General features: G+C 71.2%; 16 protein-coding genes. 9 read left to right on the top strand and 7 right to left on the bottom strand.

Annotated features, from left to right (window positions below):
* Nucleotides 1-2: 2 nt before the first annotated feature.
* The 4 genes from NRP21_RS17135 to NRP21_RS17120 all read right to left on the bottom strand — a co-directional run bounded on the left by NRP21_RS17135 (nucleotide 3) and on the right by NRP21_RS17120 (nucleotide 3,687).
* Entirely contained in the window at nucleotides 3-1,280 is a 1,278-nt protein-coding gene (locus NRP21_RS17135; protein WP_257717446.1) for a TRAP transporter large permease, read from the bottom strand.
* A gap of 6 nt (nucleotides 1,281-1,286) precedes the next feature.
* On the bottom strand, nucleotides 1,287-1,835 hold the full coding sequence (locus NRP21_RS17130; protein ID WP_257717445.1) for a TRAP transporter small permease: 549 nt from the start codon (nucleotides 1,833-1,835) through the stop codon (nucleotides 1,287-1,289).
* Nucleotides 1,832-2,911 carry a TRAP transporter substrate-binding protein gene (locus NRP21_RS17125; protein ID WP_257717444.1) on the bottom strand — a complete coding sequence of 360 codons (1,080 nt, stop codon included), beginning with the start codon at nucleotides 2,909-2,911 and terminating at the stop codon, nucleotides 1,832-1,834. Before NRP21_RS17125 ends, NRP21_RS17130 begins: the two co-directional genes overlap by 4 nt.
* Before the next feature lie 179 nt (nucleotides 2,912-3,090).
* Entirely contained in the window at nucleotides 3,091-3,687 is a 597-nt protein-coding gene (locus NRP21_RS17120; protein WP_257717443.1) for a MarR family winged helix-turn-helix transcriptional regulator, read from the bottom strand.
* A gap of 168 nt (nucleotides 3,688-3,855) precedes the next feature.
* On the opposite strand from NRP21_RS17120, the gene NRP21_RS17115 reads away from it, so the two are divergent.
* From NRP21_RS17115 to NRP21_RS17090, 6 genes are all read left to right on the top strand, one after another.
* Nucleotides 3,856-4,338 carry a flavin reductase family protein gene (locus NRP21_RS17115; protein WP_257717442.1) on the top strand — a complete coding sequence of 161 codons (483 nt, stop codon included), beginning with the start codon at nucleotides 3,856-3,858 and terminating at the stop codon, nucleotides 4,336-4,338.
* Nucleotides 4,339-4,363: 25 nt separating this feature from the next.
* On the top strand, nucleotides 4,364-5,872 hold the full coding sequence (locus NRP21_RS17110) for a 4-hydroxyphenylacetate 3-hydroxylase family protein (protein ID WP_257717441.1): 1,509 nt from the start codon (nucleotides 4,364-4,366) through the stop codon (nucleotides 5,870-5,872).
* Between the two features lie 96 nt (nucleotides 5,873-5,968).
* Nucleotides 5,969-6,952 (top strand): Bug family tripartite tricarboxylate transporter substrate binding protein, encoded by a 984-nt coding sequence (locus NRP21_RS17105; protein WP_257717440.1) that lies wholly within the window; start codon nucleotides 5,969-5,971, stop codon nucleotides 6,950-6,952.
* A complete protein-coding gene (locus NRP21_RS17100; RefSeq protein WP_257717439.1) occupies nucleotides 6,949-8,076 on the top strand; it encodes an alpha-hydroxy acid oxidase in 1,128 nt (375 codons plus the stop codon). Before NRP21_RS17105 ends, NRP21_RS17100 begins: the two co-directional genes overlap by 4 nt.
* A 7-nt stretch (nucleotides 8,077-8,083) precedes the next feature.
* Nucleotides 8,084-9,859 carry a thiamine pyrophosphate-binding protein gene (locus tag NRP21_RS17095; protein WP_257717438.1) on the top strand — a complete coding sequence of 592 codons (1,776 nt, stop codon included), beginning with the start codon at nucleotides 8,084-8,086 and terminating at the stop codon, nucleotides 9,857-9,859.
* A 4-nt stretch (nucleotides 9,860-9,863) separates the two neighbouring features.
* Nucleotides 9,864-12,122, top strand: coding sequence for a xanthine dehydrogenase family protein molybdopterin-binding subunit (locus NRP21_RS17090; RefSeq protein WP_257717437.1), 2,259 nt, complete (start codon nucleotides 9,864-9,866; stop codon nucleotides 12,120-12,122).
* A gap of 90 nt (nucleotides 12,123-12,212) precedes the next feature.
* Here the strand turns inward: NRP21_RS17090 and NRP21_RS17085 are convergent, their stop codons facing one another.
* Nucleotides 12,213-12,878 (bottom strand): GntR family transcriptional regulator, encoded by a 666-nt coding sequence (locus NRP21_RS17085; RefSeq protein ID WP_257717436.1) that lies wholly within the window; start codon nucleotides 12,876-12,878, stop codon nucleotides 12,213-12,215.
* The gene (locus NRP21_RS17080; RefSeq protein ID WP_257717435.1) at nucleotides 12,878-13,552 is read right to left on the bottom strand and encodes a DUF4286 family protein; all 675 of its coding nucleotides are present in this window, start codon (nucleotides 13,550-13,552) and stop codon (nucleotides 12,878-12,880) included. The genes NRP21_RS17085 and NRP21_RS17080 overlap by 1 nt, the downstream gene beginning before the upstream one ends.
* Before the next feature lie 81 nt (nucleotides 13,553-13,633).
* On the opposite strand from NRP21_RS17080, the gene NRP21_RS17075 reads away from it, so the two are divergent.
* Genes NRP21_RS17075 through NRP21_RS17065 form a run of 3 tightly spaced genes read left to right on the top strand, consistent with a single transcriptional unit; the run spans nucleotide 13,634 to nucleotide 16,615 of the window.
* Nucleotides 13,634-14,215, top strand: a complete 582-nt coding sequence (locus NRP21_RS17075; protein ID WP_257717434.1) for an amino acid synthesis family protein — start codon at nucleotides 13,634-13,636, stop codon at nucleotides 14,213-14,215.
* A 1-nt stretch (nucleotide 14,216) separates the two neighbouring features.
* On the top strand, nucleotides 14,217-15,413 hold the full coding sequence (locus NRP21_RS17070; RefSeq protein WP_257717433.1) for an amidohydrolase family protein: 1,197 nt from the start codon (nucleotides 14,217-14,219) through the stop codon (nucleotides 15,411-15,413).
* Complete coding sequence (locus NRP21_RS17065; RefSeq protein WP_257717432.1) at nucleotides 15,413-16,615, top strand: FAD-dependent oxidoreductase; 1,203 nt, start codon at nucleotides 15,413-15,415, stop codon at nucleotides 16,613-16,615. Before NRP21_RS17070 ends, NRP21_RS17065 begins: the two co-directional genes overlap by 1 nt.
* 38 nt (nucleotides 16,616-16,653) lie before the next feature.
* Here NRP21_RS17065 and NRP21_RS17060 read toward each other — a convergent pair whose 3' ends face one another.
* Nucleotides 16,654-17,571, bottom strand: a complete 918-nt coding sequence (locus tag NRP21_RS17060; RefSeq protein ID WP_257717431.1) for a Bug family tripartite tricarboxylate transporter substrate binding protein — start codon at nucleotides 17,569-17,571, stop codon at nucleotides 16,654-16,656.
* Nucleotides 17,572-17,726: the final 155 nt, after the last annotated feature.

Raw genomic sequence — 17,726 nt, 5'->3', positions numbered from 1 at the left:
CCTCAGCGATACAAGGCCAGGGGCGCCAGCGTGATCGCCGGCACGTAGGTGATCAGGCCCAGGATGATCAGGTAAAGGACGAGGAAGGGCAGCACGCCCCGGTAGAGCTGCGGCAGCGGCGTGCCGAACAGGGCGTGGGACGCGAAGAGGTTCAGGCCGAAGGGGGGCAGGAACATCCCGATGGCGAGGTTCACGGTCACCACCAGCCCGAAATGGATCGGATCCAGCCCGGCCTGCTGCGCGATCGGCGTGAGAAGGGGCGTGAGGAGCAGGATGGCGGCCGGCGGCTCAAGCACACTGCCGACGAGGAGCAGGACGAGGTTGATGACGAGGAGGAGCAGCCAGACCGGCATGTCCTGACCCCGGATCGCCTCGATCAGCTGCGCGGGAACGCCGCTGGTGGTGATCAGCCAGGAATAGGCCCCGGCCGCCGCCACCACGATCATGATCTGGCCGACGAGCACGGCGCAGTCGAGCGTGATTTGCCAAAGCTGCCCCCAGCTGAGGGAGCGGTAGACGAGGACGGAGACCAGCGCGGCGTAGATGCAGGCGATGCCCGCCGCCTCCGTGGGCGTGAAGACGCCGCCATAGATGCCGCCGAGGATGACGGCCGGCGCCGCCACTGCCCAGCCCGCGCCCCGCGAAGCCTCCCGGATGACGGCCCAGCGCGGGGGTGCGCCGGCCGGGATGCCCATCCGGCGGGCGCGCAGCATCACGTAGCCGGCGAGGGTGGCGGCGACCAGGAGGCCCGGCACGATCCCCGCGAAAAAGAGCTCGGTGACCGATTGCTGCGCGGCGATGGCGTAGATGATCATCGGGATGGAGGGCGGAATGATCACGTCGATCACCCCCGTCGCCGTGATGAGGCTGACCGAGTGCGTGCGGCCGTAGCCGTTGCGCTCCAGGGAGGGCAAGGTGAGCTTGCCGATCGCCGCGACGCAGGCGACCGAGGAGCCGGACATCGCGCCGAAGATCGAGGCCGAGCCGATGGTCGCGACCCCGAGGGAACCCGGGATGCCGCCAACGAGGGAGAGCACGAGGTTGATCAGCCGCTGCGCGATCCCGCCACGCGCCATGATGTCGCCGGCCAGGATGAAGAGCGGCACCGCCAGGAGGGCGAAGCTGTCAAGGCTGCCGAACATCGCGGTGTGGACCGCGCGGATCGGCGCCTCCCCGAGATAGCCGAGGCCCAGCACGGTGGCGCAGAGCAGCATGACGAAGATGGGCAGGCCGAGCGCCAGGAGCGCCACCGGCAATGCGCCGAAGATGAGGAGGGCCATGGGGTCTCAGGCCTCGCCATGGCCGCTCTCGGGCAGGTCGAGTCCCGTGGCGGCCAGGCGGAGAAGGGTGAGGAGGGCGATCAGGCCGAGGCCGGCGAGCACGAAGCCTTGGGGGATCCAGACCGGGAATTCCAGGGCGTCGCTCCGCTGGTCGAAGAGAAGGAGCATGGACACCACCTCCAGGCTCGCCCGGCCGATGGCGACGCAGAGCGCCACCGTGACGGCGGCCGTGACGAGGGTGGCAGCCCGCCGCATCGGGCGCGGCAGGTAGCCCAGCAGGATGTCCACCCGAATGTGCTGGTTCCGCCAGGTGACGGCAGCGGCGCCGGCGAAGACGATGAGGACGAGCAGGAAGAGCATCAGCTCCTCCGCCCATTCCAGGGGCGCGCTGAGGAAGTAGCGGCCGACGACGTTCGCCCCGTTAATGAGCACGATCGCGAGCAGGGCGCCCGCGCAGAGCGCCAGGCAGCCCGCCGCAATGGCGTCGCCGAGGCGGAGGAGAACGGCCCGGAGGCCCGCCGCGCGCGCGGGCGGGCTGGTGACGACGGCGCTCATCCGCGGGTGGCTGCGGCGGCGCGCAGCATGGCCTCGTACAGCGTGGCCTGGTCGCGCCGGCGGGCCGTCACCTCCTGCCCGATCGGGCGCATCAACTCGACAAGCCTGGCCTGGTCCTCGGGCGGCAAGCTGGTGATGGTGCCCCCCGCCTCGGTCCAGACCTTGCGCTGCTGCGCGATGAAGTCGAGGGCCCAGGGAAACACGTCGTCGTCCGCCTTGCGCCCGGCCTCGTCCACCACGGTGCGCAGTGCGGGGGGCAGGCCGTCGTACCAGATCTTGCTGACGACGGTGACGACAGTCACGGCGGCCTGGTTCGTCTCCACCAGGAACTTCGCCGCGTCGTAGAAGCGCAGCGCGGTCAGGACCGGCATGGCGCTCATGACACCGTCGATGGTGCCCTGCTGCAGTGCGGGCAGGACCTCGCCGAGCGACATCGGGACGGCGGTCGCCTTCAGCCGGCGGAGCTGCTCCGTCTGCACCGGCGAGGCAAGAACGCGGATCTTGCGCCCTTCGAAGTCGGCCAGCCGATCAATGCGGTTGCGCGTGTTGAAGCAAGTCGGGGCATTGATGAACAACCCGATGCCCCTCAGGCCCTTCCCGAGGCCGATGTCGAGGAAGGCGCGATGGAACTCCGGTACGTGCATCGCCCGGTGCGCGTGCGAGATGTCGGTGAAGACGCCCGGTGCACCGAGGAGCTCGAAGCGCGAATCGACGCCGCTCAGGAATTCCGGTGGGCCGACGAAGGCCTGGATCGAGTTGAACTGGGTGCCCTCGATCATCCGCGGAATCGATCCGAGCTGGCTCGTCGGGTACAATTCCACCTTGATGGCGCCGTTGCTCCGCGCCTGCACGGTCTCAGCGAACAGGCGCATCCACTGATGCTGGGAGTCGTTGATCGTGGCCGTGCCGATCTTCATCACGATCGGCGCCGCCTGCGCCAGTGCGGGGCGCGCGATCAGCGGCCCGGCGGCCGCGATGACACCGCGACGGGTAATCTTCTGGATCAAGGCGCCCCACTCCTCGGACCGATGGCAAAGGTTGTGCGTGCCCCTCCGCGGCTGCGCCGAGAGGGGCACGCCGTGTCGGGTAACCTGCCGTGCCCTTGCGGCACTGATGTTTCCTCGGTCCGCACGGCTGCGGTGGTGCCTGGCCGCGCGGCTGTTCTGGCAGCGGCGCGGTCCGGGGCGGATCACCGCGCGGAACGCTGCCGATTGCCTACATTATGTCGGTATCTTCGGGCTGTGCCGCGGGATTGTCAAACGATCCTTCGCGCCCGGCGCGGCGTTTCGGACTCTACCCCGCGGATTGCCGCCAGGGCCGCTTCGCCGTTCGCATGGAAGCGGCGGACGAAGCGGTTCAGCGCCTCGATATCCGCCGCCGTGTAGCCGGCGAAGAGGTGGTCGTTCACCATGCGCATGAAGGGGGCGACCTCGGTCACTGCGCGGTTGCCGCGCGCGGAGAGGGAAACGAGCACGCCACGCCGATCCTCGGGATTCGGGCGTTTCAGCAGCAGGCCGCGGCGTAGCAGGCGCCCAACTTCCGTTGTGACATGGGTGGCGGCCATCTGGACGTGGTCCGCGATCGCCCGGATCGAGGTCCCGTTCTCGCCCTGGCAATGGCCGACGCCGACAAGCACCGCGAACTGGCTTCCGGTCAGCCCCATGGCGCGGCCGAAGGCGTCCCGGCATGCCTGCAGGTAGCCTAGTGCCTGGACGAGCCCGAAGACCGTCTCCCGGAAAGCATGGTCGGTTCCGTCCTGCAGCATCTCCGGCAAGGATACTGTCAGGGCGACGGTCCCGGCCTCCATCTTCTGGCCCGTCGTGGCGGCGCGTCGGCGCTTCGGTTCAGTCATGGGGCATGAGTGTAAACCGTGATCGGCGCGTGGGAAATTGCCGGGGTGGAGTGCTGCTCCGCCACGCCCGGCCGCGCCGTCTCGCCGGGCTTCGGCCGCACCACGAAATTCCGCTTGCGTACCTCCCGAGAAGCATACAAGTTGTAGCTATCGATGCCGGAGAGGGTCATGGAACCTCGTCAGCTCCGCGATGCCTTCGGGCATTTTCCGACAGGGGTCGCCATTGTCACGACGCTGTCGGACGGCGGGCCGGTGGGCATGACGGTCAGCTCCTTCAACACCGTCTCCCTGGACCCGCCGCTCGTCCTGTTCAGCCTGGACCGGCGCTCGCTCGGCCTTCCTGCCTTCGCGGCGGCGAGCCGCATCGGCATCAACGTGCTGGCGGAGGGGCAGGATGTGCTGTCCTCCCGCTTCGCGGCCCGGGGCGGGGATAAGTGGGCCGGCACCGCTTGGCGTCCCGGGGCCGAGGGCTGCCCGCTGATCGATGGCGCCCTGGTCGGCTTCGAGTGCGCGCTGCACGGCGCGCATGACGGGGGCGACCACCTCATCCTCGTCTGCCGCGTGCTGCGCGCGGAGGTCGTCGGCTCGGACGAGCCGCCGCTGCTCTTCTGGCGCGGGGGCTACCGCAGCCTCGCCGACCTCGCCGCCTGATCCTCATCCCCCCAGGAGCCGCCCCATGGACACTATCCTGTCGCCGCGGACCACCACCGGAAGTACCGCGCCGCTTCGCACCGGCGCGGAGTACCTGCGCGCCATCGCCGATGACGGCCGCCGTGTCTATGTCGACGGTGAGCTGGTGCGCGACGTGACGCGCCACCCCGCCTTCCGGGAGGGCGCGCGCTCGATCGCCCGCCTCTACGACATGGCCGCCGACCCGGCGAACCGGGAGCGCCTGACCTACGCCTCCCCCGCGGACGGCGCACCCGTCCTGCGTGCCTACCAGATCCCGCGCACCCATGCGGATATCCGCGCCAAGCGGCTGGCTGCCGAGGCCTGGGCGGAGGCCACCTTCGGGCTGATGGGCCGCACGCCGGACCATGTGGCAGGCTTCTTCGCGGGCTACGCCGCCAAGCCCTCGGTCTTCGCCGCGGGCGGGCAGCAGTTCGCGGATAATGTCGTGCGCTTCTATGAAAAGCTGCGCGACAACCACCTCTACGCCAGCTACGCGATCGTGCCGCCGCAGATCGACCGCTCCAAGCCCGCGCACCAGCAGAGTGACCCCTCTCTCTATGCCGGTGTCGTGCGGGAGAAGGATGGCGGCATCGTCGTCCGGGGTGCCCAGCAGCTCGCCACCGGCGGTGTCTTCTCCGATTACCTCTATCTCAGCTGCATCCACCCCCTGCAGCCCGGGGACGAGAACTACGCGATCGGCGTCGCGATCCCGATGAACGCACCGGGGCTGAAGCTTCTCTCCCGCCGCGGCTTCGCGGCGAAGGCCGAGAACGCCTTCGACTACCCCCTCACCAGCCGCTTCGACGAGACCGACAGCCTCGTCGTGCTGGACGATGTCTTCGTTCCCTGGGAGGACGTGTTCATCTACCGGAACACGCAGATCTGTTTCGACCAGTGGTGGAAGACGCCCTCCCACGTCTACGGCAACCTGCAGGCCCAGGCGCGCTACGCGACGAAGCTGCGCTTTCTCCTCGGCCTCGCCAAGCGCATGAACGAGGCCACCGGCCACGACAAGAACCCGCCGGTGATGGTACAGATGGGCGAGCTCGCCTCCCTCGCCACCATCGTGGACAGCATGGTGCAGGCGCAGGAGGTGATGGCGAAGGTCGAGGATGACGGCGTGCTCTGGCCGTCCCGTAACACCCTCTACTCCGTCATGGCGCTGCAGTCCGAAATCAACCCGCGCATGATCGACATTGTCCGCGAGATCACCGGCGCCGGCATGATCACGCTCCCCTCCTCCGAGCGCGACTTCGAGAACCCGGAGATCGCGGCCGACCTGGACCGCTTCCTCGGCACCCCGAAGCAGGCAGCGCGAGACAAGGTGGCACTGATGAAGCTGGCCTGGGACTTCATCGGCACGGAATTCGGAAACCGCCACCAGCAGTACGAGAAGTTCTATGGCGGGGCGTCCTTCCTCGTGAAGATGAACGTCTTCCGCAACTATGACTTCGACCGCGCGACCGGCCTCGTCGATGCGGCGCTGTCACTTCCGCCGCTCGCCGCGGAGTAGGAGAGCGCTGCGTACCATCCCCCGCGGCGGATAGGCCGCGGGGCAAGGCCGGGAACAGGCCGCACTGGGGAAGAGCCAGCACGAAGGGGGACAGCGATGCTTCGACGTCAGTTCTGCCTGGGTAGCCTCGCCGGTGCGGTGTGGACGGGATCCGCCCTGCCGGACCCCGCCCGGGCACAAGGGCATTACCCCTCCCGTCCCGTGACGCTCGTCGTGCCCTATGCGCCCGGCGGGTCGTCCGACATCATGGCCCGGATCCTGTCGAACGGCCTCAACGCGGCCTGGGGCCAGCCCGTGGTGGTGGAGAACCGCGGCGGTGGCACCACCACGGTGGGCACGGAATACGTGGCCCGCCTGCCGCCGGACGGGCACGCCATGCTGCTGGCTCCGCCACCCTTCGTCATCGCGCCCTTCATCTACCGCAACCTCGGCTACGATCCGGTCCGGGACTTCACCGGCGTTTCGCTCGTCGCCTTCTATCCGCTGGTTCTGGTGGTGCCCGCGGCCTCCCCGGTCAACTCGCTGGGCGAGCTGGTGGCGGCCGCGCGCGCCAGGCCCGGCATGGCCTACCCCTCGCCGGGTGCCGGCACGACGCCCCACCTCTTCGGGGAACTCCTGGCCCGCCGGGAGCGGCTGGAGCTAACCCATGTTCCCTATCGCAGCGGCGGCCAGGGCGTCGCCGACCTGATCGGGGAGCGGCTGCAATTCTACGCCGGCCCAACCACGGAGGTGGTGCCGCATGTGCAGGCCGGCCGGCTGAAGGCCATCGCCGTGCTGGCCGAGGCGCGCTCCGCCGTGCTGCCCGGCGTGCCGACGGCGAGGGAGAGCGGCTTTGAGGGGCTGGACGCCTCCTCCTGGACCACGGTCGCCATGGCGGCCGCCACGCCGCCGGCCATGGTGGCGAAGGTCAGCGCCGACATCGCCGCCATCACGCGCCAGCCTGAGGTGCGGCAGCGCATGGAGGCGCAGGGCGCCGTCTTCGTCGGCTCATCACCCACGGAGGCCTCGGCCTTCTGGGCGGCGGAGCGGCTGCGCTGGGGGCCGCTCATCACCGACCTGAACATCACGCCGAACGGATGAGCGACGGCGCGGCCGACTCTCTCGGGCGAACGGCGGAGGAACTGGTCCGCCTGGCCGCCGGGCGCCTGCGGCGGGAGGTCTGGGACTACCTGTCCGGCGGTGCGGAATCGGAGGCGACGATCGCCGCGAACCGCGCCGCGATCGAGCGCATGGGGTTCGTTCCGCGCGTCCTGCGCGACGTGTCGCGGGTAGAGGAGAGGACGGTGCTGCTCGGGCGCCCGCTCGCACTGCCTGTCTTCCTCGCCCCCATCGGCTCGCTCGCGCTGCTCCATCCCGGAGGCGCTCCCGCCGCGGCGCGGGCGGCAGCCGCTTCCGGCACCACCGCCTTCGTCAGCCTCATGGCGGAGCCGGGGCCTGAAGCGATCGCGCGGGAGGCGCCGGGGCTGGTCCTGCAGGTCTACATGCGCGGCGACCGCGCCTGGCTGCGCGACCTCGTCGCCCGCGCCGAGGCGGCCGGATATGCCGCGGTCTGTCTCACCGTTGATTCCGCCGTCTACGGGCGGCGCGAGCGCGACCTGATCAACCGCTACTCTTCCTCCATGGCGGCAGACCGCGCGCATCTGGGTGCGGGGGGCGGCGCGCAGATCACCGCGCACCAGTCCGGCCTGACCTGGGACATGGTGGCGGCCCTGCGGGGCATGACGCGGCTGCCGCTGGTGCTGAAGGGCATTGCCTCGCCCGCGGACGCCGCGCTGGCCGTGGAGGCGGGGATGGATGCCGTCTATGTCTCGAACCATGGCGGCCGGCAGCTCGACTTCACCCTCGGTGCCCTCGACCTGCTGCCGCCCGTGGTGGAGGCGGTCGCGGGGCGGGCCGAGGTGCTGGTCGATGGCGGCTTCCTGCGAGGCACCGATATCCTCAAGGCGCTCTGCCTCGGCGCGCGGGCGGTCGGCCTCGGCAAGCTCCAGGGCTGGGCCCTGGCGGCCGGGGGCGAGGCCGGCCTGCGGCACCTGCTCGCTCTCCTGGCGGAGGAGATCCGGACGGCGATGGCCCTGCTGGGCTGCGCGCGCCTCCCGGACCTCTCCCCCGCCCTGCTCCGCTCCCTCCCGGCCCCCTTCATGCCGGGTCCTCTCTCCGCCTTTCGCGGGTTGCGCGAAGGGCAAGGCCTCAATGCGGAAGGTTGATCGAACCATGCAGGATCTGGAACGGCCGGCGGTGGGCGGCAACCCGCGCCTCGAATGGGGCAGCGACGTCGCGGCCGCCATGCTGCGGGCGCTGGACATCCCCTACATCGCGCTGAACCCGGGCGCGAGCTACCGCGGCTTCCACGACAGCCTGGTGAACTACCTCGGCAATGCCACGCCGCAGATGCTGCTCTGCCTCAACGAGGACCACGTGGTCTCCATCGCGCACGGTTATGCGAAGGTGACGGACAAGGCGATGGCGGCGGTGCTGCACAGCAACGTGGGCCTGCTGCACGGCACGATGGGCATCTTCAATGCCTGGTGCGACCGCGTGCCGATGATGATCCTCGGCGCCACCGGGCCGGTGGACGCCACCAAGCGCCGCCCCTGGATCGACTGGATCCACACCGCCAAGGACCAGGGCGCCCTGGTGCGGGGCTACACCAAGTGGGACGACGAGCCGCGATCGGCCGAGGCGATGCCGGAGAGCATCCTGCGCGCCCACCAGCTCACCTCCTCGCTGCCGCGCGCGCCGGTCTATGTCTGCCTGGATGCCGGGCTGCAGGAGCAGAAGCTGGAGCGGGAGATGGAGCTGCCGCCCGTCGCCCGCTACGCGCCCCCCGCCCCGCCGCCCGCGCCGGAGGCGCTGGTGGAGGAGATTGCCGCCCTGGTCGCCGGGGCCGAGCGGCCGCTCTTCCTCTTCGGCCGCGGCTCCCGCGCGCAGGAGGCCTGGGACCGCCGCGTGCGCCTGGCGGAGCTGGCGGGCGCCTCCGTCATGACCTCCATCCGCGAGCGCGCGGCCTTCCCGACCGACCACCCGCTGCACCTGGTGCCGCCCTTCTACTGGCTGAACGCCGCCGCGAAGCAGGCGGTGAAGGAGGCGGACGTCATCGTCAGCTTCGACTGGGTGGACCTGAACGGCTTCCTGCTGCAGGTGACCCGCCGGACCGAGAAGGTGGCGGCGAAGATCGCCCACGTCTCGCTCGACAGCGTGCTGCACAATGGCTGGAGCATGGATCATTTCGGCCTGCCGCCGGCGGATCTACCGGTCATGGCCGATGCCGATACCTTCGTCGCCCAGCTCCTGCCGGCGCTGGAGAGGCTGCTCGGCGGCGCGCGGCGCTGGGACGGGGCCAGCCGGAACACCGCTCCGGCCGCCGAGTACAGCGACAACGCGGCGCAGGAGATCGCCCCGCGCGACGTGGAGGTGGCGCTCGTGAAGCTGCGCGGGGAGCGCAAGCTGACGCTGGCGCATGTCACCATCGGCTGGGCGGGCAACGCCTATCATTTCCGGGATCCGCTGGACTTCCTCGGCCATGATGGCGGCGCCGGCCTCGCGGCGGGGCCCGGTCTCACGGTGGGCGCGGCGCTGGCGCTGCGCGACACCGGACGGCCGGTGGTGGCCGTGCTCGGCGACGGCGACACGCTGCAGGGCATCACGGCGCTCTGGACGGCGGTCCATTACCGCATCCCCGCGCTCTTCATCGTCTCCAATAACCGCTCCAACTTCAACGACGAGATCCACCAGGAGGCGGTGGCGAAGATCCGCGGTCGCCCGCCGGAGAACCGCTGGATCGGCCAGCGCATCGCCGATCCGGAGGTGGACCTCTCCGCCATGGCCCGTGCCCAAGGGGTGGAGGCCGAGGGACCGGTGCGCACGGTGCCCGAGCTGGAGGAGGCGCTGCGCCGCGGCCTGGCCGCCGTGGAGGCCGGGCGGCCCTACTTCATCGACGCCCATGTCGTGCCGGGCTACGCCAGCCCGCCCCTGTCGCGCGGGGAGTGAGGCGGTGGCCGGTCCGCGGATCGAGGATGACCGCCTGCTGCGGGGAGGGGGCCGCTACGGCGCGGACGTGACCCCGGAAGGGGTAGCGGCCGCCGCCTTCCTGCGGTCGCCCATGTCCCATGCCCGCCTTCTGCGCGTGGATGCCTCGGCGGCGCGCGCGATGCCGGGCGTGCTGGCGGTGCTGACCGGGGCGGACCTGCCGGGCTTCGGCCGCATGGCCGGCGTGCCGCCGCAGCGCCACGCGGATGGCCGGCCGATGACGGTGCCGGAGGTGCCGCCGCTGGCGACGGACCGGGTGCGCTTCGTCGGCCACCCCATCGCCCTGGTGGTGGCCGAGACCCTCCACGCGGCCCAGGACGCGGCCGAGGCGGTGGAGGTGGAGTACGAGGAGCTGCCGGCCGTGACCGGCACCACCTACGACCCCACCCCGGCCGCGCCGGTCTGGGACCATGCGCCGGACAATCTGGCGCTTGACTTCGCGGCGGGGGACATGGCCGCCACGGAGGCCGCCTTCGCCGCGGCCGCCCATGTGGTCCGGGCCAAAATCGTCAGCCAGCGCCTCGTCGTCTGCCCGATGGAGCCGCGCTCCGTCGTGGCGCGCTTCGACGCAGCAGCGGACCGTTTCGAGATGACGGGCGGTTCCCAGGGGGCAGCAGGGCTGCGGGACCAGATTGCCGCGCTGATGGGGGTGGACACCGCGCGCGTGCGCGTGGTCTCGGGCGATGTCGGGGGCGGCTTCGGCGCCAAGACCCACGTCTATCCCGAGTATGCGGCGCTGCTGGAGGCGGCGCGCCGCATCGGTCGCGCGGTGCGCTGGACCGCGACCCGGTCCGAGAGCTTCCTCTCGGACACGCAGGGCCGGGACAGCGTGCTGGAGGGCGAGCTCGCGCTGGACGGGGAGGGGCGCTTCCTCGCGGTGCGGCTGGACTCCACGGTGAACACCGGCGCCTACCAGACGAGCCACGCCACCTTCACCGCGACCTCCAACCTCTACCGCTGCCTCATCGGCGTGTACCGCACGCCCGCGATCAGCCTGCGGGTGCGCTGCCTCTACACGAACACCGTGCCCACAGCCCCCTATCGCGGCGCCGGCCGGCCCGAGGCCAATGCCATCATGGAACGATTGGTGGAGGCGGCGGCCCGACAGACCGGGATCGATGCCGTCGCGCTCCGCCGACGTAACCTGATCGGCCCGGCCGAAATGCCCTACGCCGCGCCGAACGGCCTCACCTACGACAGCGGCGACTTCCCCGCCCTGCTGGACCGTGCCCTGGCGCTGGCAGACCATGCCGGCTTTCCCGCCCGGCGCGAGGCGGCGCGGCGGGAAGGACGGCTGCGCGGCCTCGGCATCGCCTGCTACCTGGAGATCGCCGGCGGCACGCCGTTCGAGGATGTTCGCCTCGAGCTCATGCCCGGCGGCGTGATCGAAATTCGCGGCGGCATGCAGTCCAACGGCCAGGGCCATGCCACTGTTTTCCCGCGGCTGGTCGCGAGGGAGCTGGGCATCGATCCCGCCGCGGTGCGGCTCGGAGAAGGTGATTCCGATCTCGTTCCGGAGGGCACCGGCAGCGTCGGTTCGCGCTCCATGACGGTGGGCGGCGCCGCCTGCCTCCTGGCCTCGGCGCGGCTCGTCGAGGTGCTGAAGGAGCGCGCGGCGCCGTTGCTGGAGGCGGACGCGGCCGACCTGGCGTGGGAGGCGGGGAGGGTGGTCGTGGCGGGCACCGATCGCGGCCTGGGCCTGGCCGAACTGGCCGCCCGCCTCGGCGCCGTCCAGGTGCTGGAGCGCGCACGGGCCGATCTCACCTTCCCGAACGGCTGCCACGTGGCCGAGCTGGAGGTTGAGCCGACGACCGGCGACCTGAGGGTGATCCGCCTCGTCGCGGTGGACGACATCGGCCGGGTGGTGGACCACACCCTGGCGCACGGGCAGGTGCAGGGCGGCATCGCCCAGGGGCTGGGGCAGATCCTCGGCGAGCGCGCGGTCTATGACCCCGAGACCGGCCAGCCCCTCACCGCGTCCTTCATGGATTACGGCCTGCCGCGCGCGGAGGACCTGCCCGCCTATGTGACGGAACTGGTGGAGGTGCCCTGCCGCACCAACCCGCTGGGCACCAAGGGCGCGGGGGAGGCCGGAACGACCGGAGCCTTCGCCGCGGGCTACAACGCCCTGCTGGATGCCCTCGCCCCCGCCGGCATCGCCGAGTTCCCCCTGCCGGCCACGCCGCCACGGATCTGGGCGTGCCTGCAGGCTGCCGGGGGCTGAGCGGACCGCGGCGGTAGCGGGCCCGCAAGCCCTGGGGCGGGCAGCCGGAGACCGCGCGCCCGCTCGCCGGGCGGCGGCTGGGCGGAGGCGCTAAGCCACCTGCCGCTCGGCCATCGCCTCCTTCGCCGCGGCGCAGGCGGCCTGCACGTGCAGCAGCGCGGCCTTGCGGGCCGCCGCGGGCGCGCGGGCCTGGACCGCGTCCAGGATGGCGCGCATCTCCCGCGCGCTCTGCGGCGCCCGGCCCTGGCGGGACATGGAGCGGGAGCGCAGCAGGTTGATGCGCGCGTGCAGGCCGCGCAGAACCTCCTCGATCACCCCGTTCCCGCAGGCCGCCAGCATCAGGTCGTAGAAGCGCGCAGTCGCGTGGATGCGGCTCAGGGCGTCGTCGTCCGCCACGGCCGTATCGAAAGCCGCCAGCGCCCCTGCCATGGCGGTGCGCTGGACCTCCGTGGCGCGCCTGGCCGCGAGGGCGGCCGCCTCCCCCTCCAGCAGCGCGCGCACCTCGTAGATCTGCGCCGCCTCCTCCCAGCTCAGCTCCGTGACCGAGGGGCCGCGATTAGGGGTGATGATGACCAGCCGCTCCCCCTCCAGCCGTCGCAGCGCCTCCCGCACCGAACCCCGGCTGATGCCCAGCAGGCGGCACAGTTCGGCCTCCACCAGCCGCTGCCCAGGCTGGAAGTGGCCGGAGACGATCGCCTCCCGCAGCTTGTCCACCGCCTGGGACTGGACGCCGAGGGGGGCGACGCGCAGGTCCATCAACGGGCCGGTGTCTGGCGGGGCCGCGTCGCCTCGAACACGCTGTATGTGCCCTTGAACCAGGGCTCGGCGGCCAGCCGCGCGCGCCAGGGCGTGGCCCGCGCCTTCTCCCGCGCGGGGGAGGAGAGGGCCGCGCGGTCCGCCAGGTAGTGCAGGGCGAGGCGGTTATAGGGAAGCGGGTCCCCATCAGTGATACGGAAGCGGCGCACCATCAGCCAGTCCGGGCTTTCCATCAGCAGGGGGACATGGTCCTGCTCGTACCACGCGTCGAAATCTGCGCAACGGTCCTCCGGCACCTGGAACCACACGGCGTAGAGCAGCGGGGCGTCCAGCGCGGTCGGCGCATCGCCATCGGCGCGGCGGCGCACGGCCATTTCCTGCCCGATATAGCGGGTGAAGCCGGAGACGCTGCCCAGCATGTCCTTCGTCAGCGCGCTCGGCTGGTTCTTCACCACGCCATAGGCGTCGGACTTCAGCACGCCCGGCGCGTCCATCTCGTAGACGGCCAGGAAGCCCTTCGCCCCCTCGCCCGTGTCGCGGTAGCGGCGGGCGGAGACGAAGCCGGGCACGGCCATGCGAAGGGGGATGTGCTCCTCGTCGTACCAGGCGTGGAATTCCTCCTCCCGGCCCGGGGGCGGCGTCATCTCGGAGAAGAGGATGGTCGTGCCCTGCAAGGAGGCCTCCTATGGCGATGGATTGTTTGACAATCCTATAATGTGAACCGATGATCCGGCAACACGCTTCCGGAGCTTCCCATGCCGCTCGAGATCCGCCGCTGGTCCACCCTGGTCGAGGAGAAGGCCGTGGAGGCCGGGCAGCGCAGCGATGTGCCGCTGCGCAAGGTGGCCGCCCTCGCCATCGTGGCCAACCCCTATGTCGGCCGCTACGAGGCGGACCTGTCCCAGGCGGTCGCGGACAGCGAGGCGGTGGGCGCGCTGCTGGCGAAGCTGGCCGTGGAGGCCATGGGCGGCCTTCCCGTGGAGAGCTACGGCAAGGGCGGCGTGGTCGGCCTGGGCGGCGAGCAGGAGCACGCCAATGCCATGCTGACCACCACCTTCGCCGAGCCGCTGCGGGTGGCCGTGGGCGGGGCGCTGGCCTGGATCCCCAGCTTCACGAAGGTCGCGGCCCCCGGCGGCATCATCGACGTGCCGCTGGCGCACAAGGACGCGCTCTACGTCCGCTCCCACTACGACGGCGTGACGATGGCCCTGCCGCCGGACGCCCCGGCGCCGGACGAGGTGGCGCTGATCGTGGTGCTGGCCAACCGCGGCCGGCTGAACGCGCGCGTGGGCGGGCTGAAGTCCGGGGAGATCAGCGCGCGCGACGGGCTGCGCTAGCATGAAGGTCGCCATCGTCAATCTCGGGCGGATCGTGACGGGGGAGCTGGCCTCCCCCTTCGCCGCCGGGGATTCCATCCTGCTGGAGGGCGGCCGGATCGCCGCCCTCGGCACGCTGACGGCGGAGCAGGTCTCGGGCGCCGACGTGGTGGTGGACGCGGCGGGCACGGTCGCCATCCCCGGGCTGATCGACAGCCACGTCCATATCACCTTCGGCGACTATACGCCGCGGCAGAAGGTGGTGGGCTACCTCGAGAGCTACGTGCACGGCGGCACCACCACCGCCATCACCGCCTCCGAGGTGCATGTCCCCGGCCGCCCGAAGGACCCGGCGGGGGTGAAGGCCCTGGCCCTGGCCGCGCAGGCCTGCTTCCGGGACTACCGCCCGGGCGGGATGCGCGTTCACGCGGGATCGGTGATCCTGGAGCCCGGGCTTACGGAGGCGGATCTTGCGGAGCTGAGAGCGGCCGGAATCTGGCTGGCCAAGGCCGGCTTCGGCGCCTTCGCGACGCCCTACGACTACGCGCCGCTGATGAAGGCGGCCCGGAAGCTCGGCATGGTCACCACCATGCACACGGGCGGGTCCTCCATCCCCGGCTCCTCGGGTATCTGGGCCGAGCATGTCCTGGCGGCGGACGCCACCGTCTCCTTCCACGTCAATGGCGGGCCGGTGGCGATGCCGGAGGAAGGGTTCGAGCGCCTGGTGAAGGAAAGCTCCGTCGCCATGCAGATCTGCACGGCAGGGAACCTCCGCACCGCGCTGAAGACCGCGCGGCTGCTGGACGAGGCTGGGCAGCCGGAGCGCCTGCTGATCGCGACCGACACGCCGACGGGCAGCGGCATCATGCCGCTGGGCATGTTCTACACCATCACCCACCTGGCCAGCCTCGGCGGCATGCCGCCGGAGCAGGCGATCGCGGCCGCGACGGGCAACAACGCGCGCGTCTACGGCCTGGATTCCGGCGTGCTGGCGGTCGGGCGAGAGGCGGACGTGGTGCTGATCGACGCCTGCGCCGGCGGCGCCCATGACGAGGCGCTGACGGCCATCGCGCACGGCGACGTGCCGGCGGTGGCGGCCGTCTTCACCGCGGGCGTGCCGCGCTTCGTCGGCCGCAGCCGCAACACGCCGGCCTCCATCCGAAACGTGCGGGTCGCCGAGTGCCGGCTGCCCATGGACTTCTCGGGGAGCGCGCACTGATGGCTGCGCCGAGCGTGATCGTCGCGGGGGCGGGGCCGGTCGGCGTCGTCACCGCCCTGGCCCTGGCCGATGCGGGCTTCACCGTGACGCTGCTGGAGGCAGCGGCGGAGGTGGACCGCAATCCCCGCGCCTCCACCACTCATCCCTCCACCCTCGCGATGATCGAGCGCGTGGGGCTGATCGACCGCTTCATCCGGGAAGGCCTGGTCGCCCGCTACTTCCAATTCTGGGACCGTCCCGAGGGACGGATGGTGGCGGAGTTCGACCACCAGATCCTGGAGAACGACACGCCCTTCCCCTTCGTGGTGCAGACCGAGCAGCACAAGCTGGCCCGGATGGGCCTGGACCGGCTGGCGACGCTGCCCAACGCCACGGCGCGTATGAACGCCCCGCTCGCCGCGCTGGAGCAGGACGCGGACGGCGTGACCGTGACCCTGGCCAACGGCGAGACGCTGCGCGCGGACTGGCTGGTGGGCGCCGATGGCGGCCGCTCCGCCGTGCGCAAGGCGATGGGCATCGAGTTCGAGGGCTATACCTGGCCCGAGCGCTTCCTGGTGCTAACGGTGAGCGACGACTTCGAAGCGATGCTGGGCTGCTGCCTACGAAACTACTTCGCCGACCCCAACGAGTGGGCCAACCTGTTCAAGGTGGCCGGCGACGGCAACGGCCCGCTCTGGCGCGCCGTTTTCCCGGCACCGCAGGACGAGAGCGACGAGGCCGTTCTCTCGGACGAGGCCGCGGAGATGCGGCTGCAGGGGCTGCGCCCGAAGGACGGCCGCTACGACCTTGTCCACCGCAACCTCTACCGCGTGCACCAGCGCGTGGCGGCACAGTTCCGGCGCGGGCGCGTTTTCCTGGCCGGTGATGCTGGGCATGTGAACAACCCGATCGGCGGCCTCGGCCTGAACTTCGGCGTGCACGACGCGATGGACCTGGCGGACACGCTCTCCGCCCATGTATTCGGCGGCGCCGATTCCGCGCTGCTGGACGGGTATGAGCGCCGCCGGCGCACGCTGAACATCGAGTTCGTGCAGCAGCAGACGGTGGCGAACAAGAAGAGGCTGGAGGAGAAGGACCCGGAGAAGCGCCGGGCCAGCCTGGACCAGTTGGCCGCCACGGCCGCCGATCCGGCGAAGGCGCGCGAGTTCCTTCTGCGGACCTCGCTGATCGAGAGCACGCGCCGGGCGGCAGCGATGACCTGAGGGGGAGCGGGGGAGGGCACTTCCTCCCCCGCCTGGTCTCAGTCCAGCGTCGCGCCGGAGATCTGCACGGCCTCCTTCCAGACCGGCAGGTCCGCCGCCACCCGCGCGCCCATCTCGGCCGGGCCGTTGCAGACGGGATCGACGCCCAGCCGGGCGAGCGAGGCCCGGAAGGCGGCATCCTGGCAGGCCGGGCGCATCGCCTCGGCAATCCTGGCCACGACCGCGGGCGGCGTGCCCGCCGGGGCGGCCAGGCCGTTCCAGGTTTCCGTCACCAGCCCCGCCACCCCTTGCTCCGCCACAGTGGGCACGTCCGGCAACTCCGGGACGCGCGTGCTGCCGGACGTGGCGATGATGCGCACCGTGCCGCCCTGCGCCTGCGGCACCACCTCGGCCGGGTTGCCGAAATAGGCGGCCACGCGGCCGGCGAGCAGGTCCTGCGTGGCAGGGCCGCCGCCACGATAGGGCACGTGCTGCATCTCGATCCCCGCCCGGCGCAAGAAGAGCGCCATGGTGAGGTGGCTACCCGAGCCATTGCCGGCCGAGGCGTAGTTCAGCGTGTCGTCGCGCTTCGCCAGCGCGACGAACTCCTGCAGGTTGGAGACGCCGAGCTTCGCGGGCACCGCCAGCGCGAAGGGGTTGCTGGCGACGATGCTGATCGGCGCGAAGCTCTGCACGGGATCGTAGCGCACCGGCGTCAGCGCGGGCAGCACGGCGAACTGGGAGGCGCTGGCGACGAGCAGCGTGTAACCGTCCGGCCGGCTGGCGGCCACGAACTCGGTCGCGATGCTGCCGTTGCCGCCGCTGCGGTTCTCCACCACCACGGGCTTGCCAAGGCGGTTGCTCAGCCATTCCGCGCTCAGCCGGCCGATGCTGTCCGTGACGCCGCCGGGCGCGAAGGGCACCACCAGGCGGATCGGGCGGTCAGGCCAGGCCTCCTGCGCGCGTGCAACAGACATTCCGCCGGCCAGGACAGCCCCCAGGCAGGCCACCACGACTTTAAGCGTAGATTTCATACCGTAATGACCCCGACAACTGGACTGATGAATTGTTCGACAATCGCGCGATGGCGCGCAATGCAGAATTCGTGCCGCCTAGCGGTTGTCCGGTTGTT

The organism is Roseomonas populi (genome assembly GCF_024594815.1).
GTDB lineage: Bacteria > Pseudomonadota > Alphaproteobacteria > Acetobacterales > Acetobacteraceae > Roseomonas > Roseomonas populi.
Note: the sequence above shows the minus strand (reverse complement) of the source record. Positions and strands in the feature narration are given on the sequence as shown.